Source organism: Duganella sp. CF458 (assembly GCF_900113115.1).
In the GTDB taxonomy this organism is placed as follows: domain Bacteria; phylum Pseudomonadota; class Gammaproteobacteria; order Burkholderiales; family Burkholderiaceae_D; genus Rugamonas.
In genome coordinates this window covers 1-11,874 of the sequence record NZ_FOOF01000023.1, presented here as the reverse complement: position 1 = coordinate 11,874, position 11,874 = coordinate 1, and the positions used below count along the sequence as shown (strand labels likewise).

General features: G+C 57.6%; 13 protein-coding genes. 9 read left to right on the top strand and 4 right to left on the bottom strand.

Annotated features, from left to right (window positions below; genetic code table 11):
* Nucleotides 1–157 precede the first annotated feature (157 nt).
* Nucleotides 158–1,474: an MFS transporter gene (locus tag BM269_RS26510; RefSeq protein WP_090444714.1), complete on the top strand. Its 1,317-nt coding sequence runs from the start codon at nucleotides 158–160 to the stop codon at nucleotides 1,472–1,474.
* Nucleotides 1,475–1,495: 21 nt separating this feature from the next.
* On the opposite strand, the gene BM269_RS26505 is transcribed toward BM269_RS26510, so the two are convergent.
* Nucleotides 1,496–2,179: a transposase gene (locus BM269_RS26505; RefSeq protein ID WP_090444711.1), complete on the bottom strand. Its 684-nt coding sequence runs from the start codon at nucleotides 2,177–2,179 to the stop codon at nucleotides 1,496–1,498.
* Nucleotides 2,180–2,260: 81 nt separating this feature from the next.
* A complete protein-coding gene (locus BM269_RS26500; RefSeq protein WP_139232882.1) occupies nucleotides 2,261–2,584 on the bottom strand; it encodes a hypothetical protein in 324 nt (107 codons plus the stop codon).
* Between the two features lie 145 nt (nucleotides 2,585–2,729).
* Here BM269_RS26500 and rpsO point away from each other — a divergent pair, with 145 nt between their 5' ends.
* The 6 genes from rpsO (at nucleotide 2,730) to BM269_RS26470 (ending at nucleotide 7,987) form a co-directional block, all read left to right on the top strand.
* A complete protein-coding gene (gene rpsO, locus BM269_RS26495; protein WP_090444705.1) occupies nucleotides 2,730–2,999 on the top strand; it encodes a 30S ribosomal protein S15 in 270 nt (89 codons plus the stop codon).
* Between the two features lie 181 nt (nucleotides 3,000–3,180).
* Complete coding sequence (gene pnp / locus BM269_RS26490) at nucleotides 3,181–5,301, top strand: polyribonucleotide nucleotidyltransferase (protein WP_090444702.1); 2,121 nt, start codon at nucleotides 3,181–3,183, stop codon at nucleotides 5,299–5,301.
* A 159-nt stretch (nucleotides 5,302–5,460) separates the two neighbouring features.
* The gene (locus BM269_RS26485) at nucleotides 5,461–6,099 is read left to right on the top strand and encodes a hypothetical protein (RefSeq protein ID WP_090444699.1); all 639 of its coding nucleotides are present in this window, start codon (nucleotides 5,461–5,463) and stop codon (nucleotides 6,097–6,099) included.
* 40 nt (nucleotides 6,100–6,139) lie between these two features.
* On the top strand, nucleotides 6,140–6,562 hold the full coding sequence (locus BM269_RS26480) for a thioesterase family protein (RefSeq protein WP_090444696.1): 423 nt from the start codon (nucleotides 6,140–6,142) through the stop codon (nucleotides 6,560–6,562).
* Between the two features lie 12 nt (nucleotides 6,563–6,574).
* On the top strand, nucleotides 6,575–7,381 hold the full coding sequence (locus BM269_RS26475) for a helix-turn-helix transcriptional regulator (RefSeq protein ID WP_090444694.1): 807 nt from the start codon (nucleotides 6,575–6,577) through the stop codon (nucleotides 7,379–7,381).
* Nucleotides 7,382–7,462: 81 nt separating this feature from the next.
* Complete coding sequence (locus tag BM269_RS26470) at nucleotides 7,463–7,987, top strand: YbhB/YbcL family Raf kinase inhibitor-like protein (protein WP_090444691.1); 525 nt, start codon at nucleotides 7,463–7,465, stop codon at nucleotides 7,985–7,987.
* A gap of 398 nt (nucleotides 7,988–8,385) precedes the next feature.
* Here the strand turns inward: BM269_RS26470 and BM269_RS26460 are convergent, their stop codons facing one another.
* Both BM269_RS26460 and BM269_RS26455 read right to left on the bottom strand, forming a co-directional pair.
* Entirely contained in the window at nucleotides 8,386–8,781 is a 396-nt protein-coding gene (locus tag BM269_RS26460) for an OsmC family protein (protein ID WP_090444685.1), read from the bottom strand.
* Between the two features lie 98 nt (nucleotides 8,782–8,879).
* Nucleotides 8,880–9,845 (bottom strand): integron integrase, encoded by a 966-nt coding sequence (locus tag BM269_RS26455; RefSeq protein ID WP_090444682.1) that lies wholly within the window; start codon nucleotides 9,843–9,845, stop codon nucleotides 8,880–8,882.
* 984 nt (nucleotides 9,846–10,829) lie between these two features.
* Here BM269_RS26455 and BM269_RS26445 point away from each other — a divergent pair.
* A complete protein-coding gene (locus BM269_RS26445) occupies nucleotides 10,830–11,204 on the top strand; it encodes a hypothetical protein (RefSeq protein WP_090444676.1) in 375 nt (124 codons plus the stop codon).
* Nucleotides 11,205–11,254: 50 nt separating this feature from the next.
* Entirely contained in the window at nucleotides 11,255–11,494 is a 240-nt protein-coding gene (locus tag BM269_RS26440; protein ID WP_090444674.1) for a hypothetical protein, read from the top strand.
* Nucleotides 11,495–11,874: the final 380 nt, after the last annotated feature.

Here is an 11,874-nt window from a genome sequence, read left to right as displayed (position 1 = left end):
GGCATGCGCAAGAAACAATGTCCTAAGTCAAGAATCTTTCTATTCTGAAGCCTCTGGACACGGCGCGAAATTGGACATATTGTCCTACCAGCAGGTTAGATAACAGTAATAAACACCGGTGATATCTCTCAACCGGTGAGAAACAGGAGACTGAACCATGCAAAGTATGTCCGCACCAGCCCACGGTATTCCGATGCGGCCATCCGATTCGAGCGACCAGCACATCGCACCCGGCGAAATTGCCGTGGGTGTGGTGATTGGCCGGGCTTCCGAATATTTCGACTTTTTTGTGTATGCCATTGCCTCCGTCCTGGTCTTCCCGGCGGTGTTTTTCCCGTTTGCCTCGCGGCTGGACGGGATGCTGTACTCCTTCGTGATTTTTTCCTTTGCATTTTTGGCAAGGCCACTGGGCACCGCGACCTTCATGGCGATCCAGGTGCGGTTCGGGCGCGAAGCCAAGCTGACAGCGGCGCTATTCCTGCTGGGCGCCTCGACGGCCGGCATGGCCTTCCTGCCGACCTATGGCCAGAGCGGCCTGGGCGCCTTGGCCTTGCTGGCCATGCTGCGCTTCGGGCAGGGCATTGCGCTGGGCGGTTCCTGGGATGGCTTGCCATCGCTGCTGGCCCTGAACGCGCCGCCAGAGAAGCGCGGCTGGTACGCGATGCTGGGCCAGCTCGGCGCGCCAACCGGCTTCATCATCGCGGCCGGCCTGTTCTCCTTCCTGCTGTCGAGCCTGTCGTCGGAAGACTTCCTCGACTGGGGCTGGCGCTATCCGTTCTATGTCGCGTTTGCGATCAACGTGGTAGCCCTGTTCGCCCGCCTGCGCCTGGTGTCTACCAATGAATACGCGCGCCTGCTGGAAGAGCGCGAGCTGCAGCCGACCGATATTGGCGAGTTATTTAAATCACAAGGCCGCAACGTGGTGATCGGCGCACTGGCGGCGCTGGCCAGCTACGCCTTGTTCCACCTGGTGACCGTATTCCCGCTCTCGTGGATCACGCTGTACTCCGAGCGATCGGTCAGTGAATTCCTGGTGATCCAGATTGCCGGCGCGTTCATCGCCGCCGCCTGCATCGTCGCCTCCGGCTGGATTGCCGACCGCATCGGCCGCCGCCGCACGCTTGGTTCGCTGGCAGTGCTGATCGGCGTGTTCAGCGGCTTCGTTCCATTGCTGATGCAAGGCGGAGACGCAGGGCAGACCGTGTTCATCCTGATCGGCTTCGCGCTGCTGGGCCTGTCCTACGGCCAGGCCGCCGGAGCCGTGACCGCCAACTTCGAATCCCGCTTCCGCTACAGCGGCGCAGCGCTGACGTCCGACCTGGCCTGGCTGGTCGGTGCCGCCTTCGCCCCGCTGGTTGCACTCGGCCTGTCGGCACACTTCGGCCTGGCCTACGTCAGCCTGTACCTGCTGTCCGGCGCCGCCGGCTCGCTCGCCGCCCTCAGCCTGAACCGCGCCCTTGAAATCAAGGACTAAATAAATGGGGACGTACCCCATTTATTTATGGGGGCGTCCTCGTTTGCCTGGGGTAACCCTGCGGCCAAGTGCAGTTGCCAGTTCTTCTGTCGAAACCGTTTCGCCGAGAGCGTAATTCCCATTTGTTGCGCGGCGAATGTTGTCGGTATGGATTTGATCTTCATTGGATGAGACGAAATTGCGATAGGCCGAGCGCTGATCGGCTTCAGTGTCACCTTGAGACTGGTAGATCGCATGGGGCGTGATGCAGGGATTGAAGGTCCCTTCCGCATTTGCGCGATAGCTGGACCACGGATAATCGCGAGGGTGGCCCACCATTCCCGCTCGCACCGGATTGAGTTCAATGTATCGCATGCAGGTGAGGAAGTAGCTTTGGTCAAATATCAAGCACGACTTGAATCTCCCCTCCCATAGCGTGCCCGTCCAACTACGCTGCTTGTTGATGTGTGCCACATAGCGTTGATTAAGCATCTTCATGAGAAGGGCGAGACCTCCGCTGTCATGCGGGGTAAGCGCCAGATGGACGTGGTTTGTCATCAGCACGTATGAATGGATAGCGCACCCCGATTCCTTTGCGAAGCGCATCAACCAGCGCAGGTAGTATTGGAAATCGTCCTCGCCAAAGAAGCAGGCATGACGGTTATGCCCCCGCTGGATCAAGTGGACGGGAACATCGGGAATGACTAGTCGGGCATGGCGAGGCATTGCCCAATTCTGGGCCAAAAGCGCGCGCTGCCTTTGATGCAGGCCAATGTTGCTAATTAAATGGGGTACGTCCCCATTTTATTAGCGGAAGAAGCCGCGCTCTTCTTTTTCGAGGTCGGGGCCGCTCATGGTTTCGCGTACCACGCCTTGGCGGTCCAGCATGATGTGCATCATGGAGTCCCACACGCCGGATTCCTTGTAGCGGTAGCTCCACACGTTCAGGTCGCGCAATTGCAGGTAAGTGCGCTCGTCCGGCGGGCCGTACAGGCGTAACAGGTCGGACTGGGTGGTCACGCCGAGCTGGATCGGCTTGAAGCTGTCGTTGCCGCGCTGCCAGGAGGGTGGGGCGGCGGCGCAGGCAGCGAGCAATAGTGATAATAATGCAACGCGAAGAGTGGTTTTCATGGCTGATCGTGTGTGGCGGTAGCTTTCGACCCGCATTGCGGTTATACTCCCGTGTCTGGCCATCCGGCCGGATAGTTATATTAAACGTAATTCACGATGTTCAGGGTTCCAAAGACTCCGTGCATCGCATGTGAAAGGTAAGAAAATGACCGTTGAAAACATCAACAAGTCGGCCATCATCGCCGACAACGCCCGTGGCCAAAACGACACCGGCTCCCCAGAAGTGCAAGTTGCTCTGCTGACCGCTCGTATCAACGAACTGAACGGCCACTTCAAGGCCCACTCCAAGGATCACCACTCCCGTCGTGGCCTGATCATGATGGTTAACCGTCGTAAGTCCCTGCTGGCTTACCTGAAGAACAAAGACGCAAACCGTTACCGCGACCTGATCGCTAAACTCGGCCTGCGTAAGTAATTCTTGCGTTACCAGGTTTAATCGAGAAATGCCTGCGCCAGCTCGCTGCCGCAGGCATTTTGACTTTTTAAACCGTTAGTTTTATTGCAGTAAAGCAGTAAGGCGGCCACTGGCCGTCCGTGGTGAGGTGCTACGACAGCTCCTGAAAATCTGTCGGCTAAAGAGAAAGAGGGATAAACCCATGTTTAACAAAGTAACGAAGACCTTCCAGTACGGCCAACACACCGTGACGCTGGAAACCGGCGAAATCGCTCGCCAGGCATCCGGCGCGGTAATGGTATCGGTGGACGACACCGTGGTACTGGCAACCGTGGTGGCGCGTAAAGACGCAAAACCAGGCCAGGACTTCTTCCCATTGACCGTCGACTATCTCGAGAAGACCTACGCCGCGGGCAAGATCCCTGGTGGCTTCTTCAAGCGCGAAGGCCGTCCTTCTGAAAAAGAAACCCTGACTTCCCGCCTGATCGACCGTCCGATCCGTCCTCTGTTCCCAGAGGGCTACATGAACGAAGTCCAGGTGATCGTGCACGTGCTGTCCGTGAACCCTGAGATCGATCCGGACATCGCTTCGATGATCGGTGCATCGGCCGCCCTGTGCGTATCCGGCGTGCCATTCAACGGCCCAATCGGCGCAGCACGCGTCGGCTACAAAAATGGCCAGTACATCCTGAACCCAACCGCCTCCCAGCTCAAAGACTCCCAGATGGACCTGGTGGTTGCCGGTACCGAATCGGCCGTGCTGATGGTGGAATCCGAAGCACAGCAACTGTCCGAAGAAATCATGCTGGGCGCCGTTGTGTACGGCCACGAGCAGATGAAGGCAGTGATCGATGCGATCCATGAACTGGTGCGCGACGGTGGCAAGCCTGAGCAAGTGTGGACCGCACCTGCCAAGAACGAAGCCCTGATCGGCCGCGTTGCCCACTTCGCTGAAGCGAAGATCAACGCCGCTTACCAGACCAAAGACAAGCAAGCCCGTACCGACAAGCTGCGCGCCATGTCCGCCGAAGTGATGGCCGATCTGGCTGCCGAAGCTGCCGCCCACGGCGCCGACGCTCCTGATTCGGTCGAAGTCGGCAACATCCTGTTCGACATGGAAGCGAAAGTTGTTCGTTCCCAGATCCTGCAAGGCGAGCCACGTATTGACGGTCGCGACACCAAGACCGTGCGTCCGATCTCGATCCGTACTTCCGTGCTGCCACGTACCCACGGTTCCGCGCTGTTCACCCGCGGCGAAACCCAGGCACTGGTCGTAGCGACCCTGGGCACCGCCCGCGATTCGCAGAAGATCGACGCGCTGATGGGCGAGTACACCGACGACTTCATGCTGCACTACAACATGCCTCCGTTCGCCACCGGCGAAACCGGCCGTGTAGGTACGCCTAAGCGCCGCGAAATCGGCCACGGCCGCCTGGCCAAGCGTGCACTGGTTGCCGCACTGCCGGCACCGGAAGACTTCTCGTACTCGGTACGCCTGGTATCGGAAATCACCGAATCGAACGGTTCCTCGTCGATGGCTTCCGTCTGCGGCGGCTGCCTGGCTCTGATGGACGCCGGCGTGCCGATGAAAGCGCACGTGGCCGGTATCGCCATGGGCCTGATCAAGGACGGCGGCCGTTTCGCCGTGCTGTCCGACATCCTGGGCGACGAAGACCACCTGGGCGATATGGACTTCAAGGTAGCTGGTACCGCCAACGGCATTACCGCGCTGCAGATGGACATCAAGATCCAGGGCATCACCAAGGAAATCATGCAGGTTGCACTGGCACAGGCTAAAGAAGGCCGCCAGCACATCCTGGGCGAAATGCAGAAGGCCATGCCGACTGTGAAGACCGAGCTGTCCGACTTCGCTCCACGCCTGATCACCATCAAGATCAACCCTGAGAAGATCCGTGACGTGATCGGCAAGGGCGGCGCCGTAATCCGCGCGCTGACCGAAGAAACCGGCACCCAGATCGACATCAGCGACGACGGCATCGTCACCATCGCTTCGGTCGACGCGGCTGCAGGCCAGGAAGCCAAGCGCCGTATCGAAGAACTGACCGCTTCCGTGGAAGTGGGCAAGTGCTACGACGGTACCGTGCTGAAGCTGCTGGACTTCGGCGCCATCGTCCAGGTGATGCCAGGCAAAGACGGCCTGCTGCACATCTCGCAGATCGCCAACGAGCGTGTGAACGCTGTTGCCGACTACCTGAAAGAAGGCCAGCAAGTGCGCGTGAAGGTCCTCGAGACCGACGAGCGCGGCCGCCTGAAGCTGTCGATGAAAGCTGCCGCTGAAGAAGCTGCTGCCGCTGCACAGTAATCAGCCAAGCTGAAAAAAGCCGCCGGTGCGCCCGGCGGCTTTTTTTTTGCGTTGTATTTTGCTAGTTAGTGAAAATTCGAGAGATTCAAGCGACCCCAATTTGGGCATCATGCTGTCCGGGTGCGATTCAGCACCGTTAAAACTATAAAGGGAAAAAACATGATCGTCTGGGGATCGAAAGGTGAAGTATCGGTACTTGAAGCCAATGAGCACAAGCATTGCCCGGTGTGCGAAAAAGAGCGGACGTTCCTGGTCCAGCTGCATTACAAGGTCCATCACGTCTGGTACCTCTTCAAGTGGGTCACTTCGAAGCAGTACGTGAAAGTGTGTGAAGTCTGCCAGCGCGGGGAGAAGCTCGCTACCAAGGCGGTTGAAGAGACGCTTGGAAAGCCGGCTATCCCGTTCATGTCCCGTTGGGGCTGGGCATTCCTGGTGGCGCTGATCGTGGGCATTGGCGTATTCGGCTCGATCGCGGATTCAAACCGGAGTAGTCAGGTTCAGGCGCTGGTCGCGACGCCAATGAAGAACGACATCTACATCGCGAATGTCGCAAGCCTGCTGAAGTCGCCCGAGTCCACGTCCATGTATGGCGTGCTGCGGGTCAGGAACGTCGATGGAAACAATATCGAATTCGACACTCCTCGCGTTACCTATAACAAGCTGAAGGGCGTAACGAAGGACATGAGCAGCGGTAAGGCCTCCGCTCCCGAGTATTTCGAAGGGACGATTGTCTTCACCAAAGACGAAATTGCGGACCTGCAGAAGGCTGGTAATATCCATTCGATCGAGCGCCACTGATGATTGAAGTGGGCACGCGCCTGATCGCTCTGGAGATGACATGAAAGAATCACTCAAACCTGGCATCAGGTACGTGCACACATTCAAACTGCCGGCATCCAAAATGGTGCCGGCCTTGTACCCGGAGGCTCCGGAGTTTTTGGTGATGCCGGAAGTCTTCGCTACCGGGTTCCTGGTGGGTTTCCTCGAATGGGCATGCATCAAGGCGATCAACCCGCATCTTGATTGGCCTGCGGAGCAAAGCGTCGGAACCCACATTGACGTGAGCCACGAGTCAGCCACCCCGGCCGGCCTTGAAGTCACTGCAACCGTCGAATTGCTTGCCGTGGAAGGGCGCAAACTGACCTTCGCGGTAGAGGCTCACGATGGCGTTGACCTGATTTCAAAAGGTCGCCACCAGCGCTTTGTGATCATCAAGGAAAAGTTCAATGCCAAGTTGGCTGCCAAGTCATCGTCAGCATAGTTGGTTCGTAACATGCAGAGTTTGATTGATTCCGCCAGGATGTTGCAGGGGGCAGGGATGGCGCTGCCGTTCTCGGTCTATTCGTCGATCAAGGAGCAACGGATCGTCAATGTTCCGATCATCAAGCCGATGCTGATCTGTGTGCTCGACGGCAGCAAGCGGATTGGCGGAATCGGTGAAGTCGACTGCCCGACAGGTAGCTTCATCATCCTGTCGAACCATCCCAGCGTTAGTATGCGAAATATTCCAAGCGATGCGGAATATCTGGGCCTGATCGTCGAATTCGATTACGACGACTTCAACTGCCTGCCTCCGAGGGAGAGCAGGGCCACGCCATTTCTCCAGGGAGAGATAGGGCCCGCCTTCCAGAAAACTCTCCAGCAGTTCGTCGAATGGTCCGCGTTTGCGCCGCCCGCCATGTGGGCCATCCGCCGGCAGGAGATACTGCAGCTAATTTATCATCTGGGCTATGAGCAGGTGAGTGCGGTCATTGAGCCACCCAGCCTTAGCCACAAGCTGCACAACATTATCAGTGCCGACGTCGCCAACGACCTGCACGCGGATGCACTCGCGTCCCGGCTCGCAGTCAGCGAATCGACGTTGCGCCGGAAACTGGCGGCGGAAGGAACCACGCTGCAGGCGATCAAGGACAGGGCGAGGCTGGGATACGGCCTGCATCTGGTGCAGACAAGCTTCGATCCGATTGGCCGCGTGGCGGAAAAGTGCGGCTACCAGTCCCAGTCGCGCTTCACCGACAAATTCAAGCAGCTTTTCGGCCTTACGCCGACAGAACTCCGTAAAACGAGAATGCGCGATTAGGGCGAAGAATTGACTTGATTGGGGCTAAACGATTTCAAGCCCGTTGTCTAACATGCGTGTTCCCACAACGTAGGAGCACAAATGCGATACCTCATTCTTGCAGCGCTGCTGGCGTCCAACACCGCACTGGCAGGCTCGCTCACTCTGACAAGCACCGACATCGCCAACGGCAAATTCATGTCCAAGTCCCAGGAGTTCCAGGGATTTGGCTGCAGCGGGGGAAACCAATCCCCACAGTTGTCCTGGTCCGGCGCACCGGCAGGCACGGCGGCATTTGCCATCATGGTTCACGATCCCGATGCACCCACCGGAAGCGGCTGGTGGCACTGGCAGCTTGTGAACATCCCTAAAGATGTGACGTCCTTGCCGGCAGGAGCTCTCGCACCAGTAGGCAGCCAGTCGATGAACAACGACTACGGCGCCAAAGGATTTGGTGGCGCTTGCCCACCGCAGAAGCATGGCGTGCATCGCTACCAGTTCACTGTGCACGCGCTATCGCAAAAACTTGAGCTGCCGGAAAACGCATCGGGCGCGCTGACCGGGTATATGGTGAAAGCCCATTCGCTGGGCTCCAGCACCATCGAGGGCCTGTACAAGCGTGACTGAGGCAACGTGCGCAATTTGAGTGATCACGGTATGATGCGAAGCCTTTGAACGCCCTGGACCTGTCGGGTATGCCTGCATCCCCTGACGGTGCACGCCAGCTCGTTGGTCTTCACCCCGAGACGCTGCGAAATGAACGAAAAGACTGATATCCATTGCCCGCACTGCGAATGGCGTCCCCAACCGGAGGACCGCTGGGAGTGCGTGCCATCTTGCGGTACGGTATGGAATACTTTCTGGACAAGGGCCGTCTGCCCCGGATGCGCCGTCAAATGGCCCAAGACCCAGTGCCTGGAGTGCGGCCAATTATCAGCACATGAGGATTGGTATCACGACCCGCGTTCAACCGAGCAGCAAATGGAGCGCGAACAGGTAACCTCGGAATGACGGCGGCGCGGGTGTCATTCCAGTGTGACTAGTGAGCCGGACCGAAGGGTGTTATGCACCTCCGCCACAGCGTCGGTTTGGCGCAGCAGGTTCGCGATCACATCGTCCGGTGCGGATGAAGTGATGCGTGCGCGGTAACGGATGTTTGTCGCGGCCAGCCCTGGGCCCGGAAAATCTGCGCTGGCTTCCACCGAAACGCCATCAACCGGAATGTTCATCCGCTCTGCTTCGCGGTAGACATCGTTGCAGTAACAGGTGGCGAGGGCCAGCATCAGGAATTCGCCGCCATTGATGGCTGATCCCTTGCCGGTCCTTTTTGCAGGAATGGGCAGGGACTGCGCCGAGTCGTCTGTTGCGACGTGGACTTCATGCGAAGTAGGGGAGTTGCGAACTGTGGCTGAAATTTTCACGGGACGCTCCTGCAGGATGATCTGCCTATTCTACTAGCGTTGAAGGCACGCAATCCTGCACCAATTGGGTAGGGGGCGTGGCCCGGCGAGCCGAGGAACTAGCGATCGAGCGGGCTTATAACCCCGCGTCCGCCCCGATTAAGGACGTGAGTGTAGATCATTGTAGTGCGCACATCCTTATGCCCGAGTAGCTCCTGAACTGTGCGTATGTCGTATCCGGACTTTAAGAGGTCCGTGGCAAAGCTATGCCGTAGGGTATGCGGTGTAACCTTCTTTGGAATACCGGCGTCGCGCGCAGCCTGCTTGACTGCCCGTTGAATCATTTGTTCCTCCATGTGGTGACGCCGAACTTCACCTGAACGCGGATCGGTGGAAAAACGGTTAGCAGGAAATACGTACTGCCATTTCCACTCGGTTGGCGCGTCCTGATATTTGCGGTCCAGCGCAAACGGAAGAAATACTCGGCCATGCCCTTGCTCCAAGTCGCGCTGGTGCTGAAGCCTAACAAGCTCCAAGTGGGATTTGAGGGGATCCGTCAGCATATCGGGCAGCATGGTGACCCGATCCTTCGCGCCTTTGCCATTGCGAACCAAGATCTGGCGCGCACCGAAATCCACGTCGAGGACTCGCAAGCGGCAGGCTTCAAGCACACGGAGGCCACTGCCGTACAAAATAGACGCGACGAGCCAAGGCAGGCCTTCCATTCGTGACAGTACAGTCCTCACTTCATCGACCGTGAGTACAGTTGGCATTCGCTGAGGCTGCTTGGCTGCAACCACGTCCTTCAGCCAGTCGACATCCATTTTCAGGACCCTTTGATACAGGAAGAGCAGGGCGGCTTTCGCTTGGGATTGTGTGGACGCAGAGACCCGCCCTTCAACTGCGAGATGCGTCAGGAACGACTCGATTTCTTCTTTTCCCATTTCTTGAGGATGGCGCTTGTTATGAAAGAGGATAAATCTGCGAGCCCAGTCTACATATGCCTGTTCAGTGCGAATGCTGTAATGCAGGGTTCGAATCACCGCGCGCACTTGGTCCAGTAATTTTGGTTGGCTTGGCGACATGATGGCTCTCTCCGGCCGTTGGGAGTTTTTATGATCGCATCGCCGCAAATCTCGGCTTGGACATTCCTCAATCTGTGATTAGGCGTCGTGTTAAAATTTGCAAAAACGTCAATTTGACGTCTACTTTAGGTTGGGCCCCGCTTTGAACATGACTTCTGCTGCGACCACTTCGTTTGACTTTTCGGGCGCTGGCTATTCGGGCTGCGCGGTCATGGCCGGCGTTTGGGCCGCTAGCAGCGCAGCCTTCGGTGGCAAGCGCGAATCTATGCGTTATGCTGCTGTCCGCGTGGGCGCTTTCGCGGACGCGCAACCGGTGGGCATTCACGGCAAGTTCACGCGCGGTGTCCAACATTTCACTCAACCGGACGGCTACGGCGCTGCGCGCCTCCGCCGCCGGTTAGTTCTACGTTGGGCCCTGCTTTGAACATGACTTCTGCTGCGACCACTTCGTTTGACTTTTCGGGCGCTGGCTATTCGGCCTGTGCGGTCATGGCGGGCGTTGGGCCGCTGGCAGGGCAGCCTTCGGTGGCAAGCGCGAATCTATGCGTTATGCTGCTGTCCGCGTGGGCGCTTTCGCGGACGCGCAACCGGTGGGCATTCGCGGCAAGTTTACGTGCGGTGTCCAACATTTCACTCAACCGGACGGCTACGGCGCTTCGCGCCTCCGCCGCCGGTTAGTTCTACGTTGGTCATCGCTTTGAATATGATGCAGACTTCGACCATTTCGTTCGGCATCTGGGCCGCTGGCAAATCCGCCAGCGCGGCTTGCGGTGCCGCTTGGGTCGCCGTCTGCGCAAAGGATGGTGGCAAGTTCAGTGCAGTGCGGCCCGCCGCTAGCCTGGGCGCATTCGCGGACACGCCGTCGTCTGGTCCTTCACGGCCAGTTCACGCGCGTGTCCAACACTACACTCAACCGGACGGCTACAGCGCTGCGCGCTTCCGCCGCCGGTTAGCACAACGTTCGGCAGCTAATTCAAGAAGGACATGGGTTACACAATTCCAATAAATCAGATCGTCAATTATCCGCCTGAAGCCTTGGCGAATTTTCATTGTTACGGTTACGAATATATCGACAATCGCCAGTTCGCGTTGCGCCCTGAGCTTGTTCTCGGCTCCGAAGAGAAGGCTGCACCTTACATTGAACAGGCCAAGACGGCCTTTCTCGAAATGGGCTGGGCTGGCGATGGAGATATCGAGTTACTCTGGGTGCCGCCGTTTGCTTTTCCGTTGGCATTGCTTATCCCGCCAGTCGGAGTCGCCATCTGGCATGTCAAGCAATCAGAAGACGGAATTTCTTACCTGCTGTCGCCAATTGAACTACCCTTTGAGGAGTTTGAGTATGCTAACGGCCGAACCTAAAGTTCCAGCCGACGCCTTCGGCGCGGTTGAACAATCACGTTAGGCTCAGTATGACCAAGCGCCGTATCGCAACACATGAAGAATGCTTGAAGTCTTTCACTTATGCTTTGAAACGGGAAGTTAAGGACAATTTGGCCGCGTGGAAGGTTTTGAATCGCGAGCAGGCCATCGGAAGACGAATGGCTTTCTCGAACATTGTGTTTCTGCTTAAAAAGGAGGCCGAGAAACATGGCATCCCGCTTGCAGACTTAGGACTAGTCGACTACGAAGTGCCCAATTTTGAAGAATAGGCCTAACAATTTAATCAACCGGACGGCTTACGCGCTACGCGCTCCAGCCACCGGTTATCCTGTACGTTGTGCCCCGCTTTGATTTGAACATGATGTTTGCCTCCGCCACTTCGTTTCGCTTTTGGGCCGCCGCCAAATCTGGCCGTGCGGCTTGTGGTGGCGTCTGGGCCGGTGGCGGTTCTCCGTTTTGCGGCAAGGGCAAGCAGTTGCGGTATGCTGCCGTTCGTGCGGGCGCTGGCGCGGACGCATTGTCGGCAACGCCTTCGTGGCAAGTTCACGCGCGTTCGGAGCGTGTCAATGAATTTGAAACACCTTGTTGAATCGGCGAGAGTCTAAGACTCTGATTTTCAGGCAGCTTTTTTCTCCATGGTTGGTGGGTT

Coding starts and splice junctions, on each gene's coding strand:
- rpsO (WP_090444705.1), top strand. CDS start 2,730: ATGACCGTTGAAAACATCAACAAGTCGGCCATCATCGCCGACAACGCC.
- BM269_RS26485 (WP_090444699.1), top strand. CDS start 5,461: ATGATCGTCTGGGGATCGAAAGGTGAAGTATCGGTACTTGAAGCCAAT.
- BM269_RS26500 (WP_139232882.1), bottom strand. CDS start 2,584: ATGAAAACCACTCTTCGCGTTGCATTATTATCACTATTGCTCGCTGCC.
- BM269_RS26510 (WP_090444714.1), top strand. CDS start 158: ATGCAAAGTATGTCCGCACCAGCCCACGGTATTCCGATGCGGCCATCC.
- pnp (WP_090444702.1), top strand. CDS start 3,181: ATGTTTAACAAAGTAACGAAGACCTTCCAGTACGGCCAACACACCGTG.
- BM269_RS26440 (WP_090444674.1), top strand. CDS start 11,255: ATGACCAAGCGCCGTATCGCAACACATGAAGAATGCTTGAAGTCTTTC.
- BM269_RS26455 (WP_090444682.1), bottom strand. CDS start 9,845: ATGTCGCCAAGCCAACCAAAATTACTGGACCAAGTGCGCGCGGTGATT.
- BM269_RS26505 (WP_090444711.1), bottom strand. CDS start 2,179: ATGCCTCGCCATGCCCGACTAGTCATTCCCGATGTTCCCGTCCACTTG.
- BM269_RS26480 (WP_090444696.1), top strand. CDS start 6,140: ATGAAAGAATCACTCAAACCTGGCATCAGGTACGTGCACACATTCAAA.
- BM269_RS26470 (WP_090444691.1), top strand. CDS start 7,463: ATGCGATACCTCATTCTTGCAGCGCTGCTGGCGTCCAACACCGCACTG.
- BM269_RS26475 (WP_090444694.1), top strand. CDS start 6,575: ATGCAGAGTTTGATTGATTCCGCCAGGATGTTGCAGGGGGCAGGGATG.
- BM269_RS26445 (WP_090444676.1), top strand. CDS start 10,830: ATGGGTTACACAATTCCAATAAATCAGATCGTCAATTATCCGCCTGAA.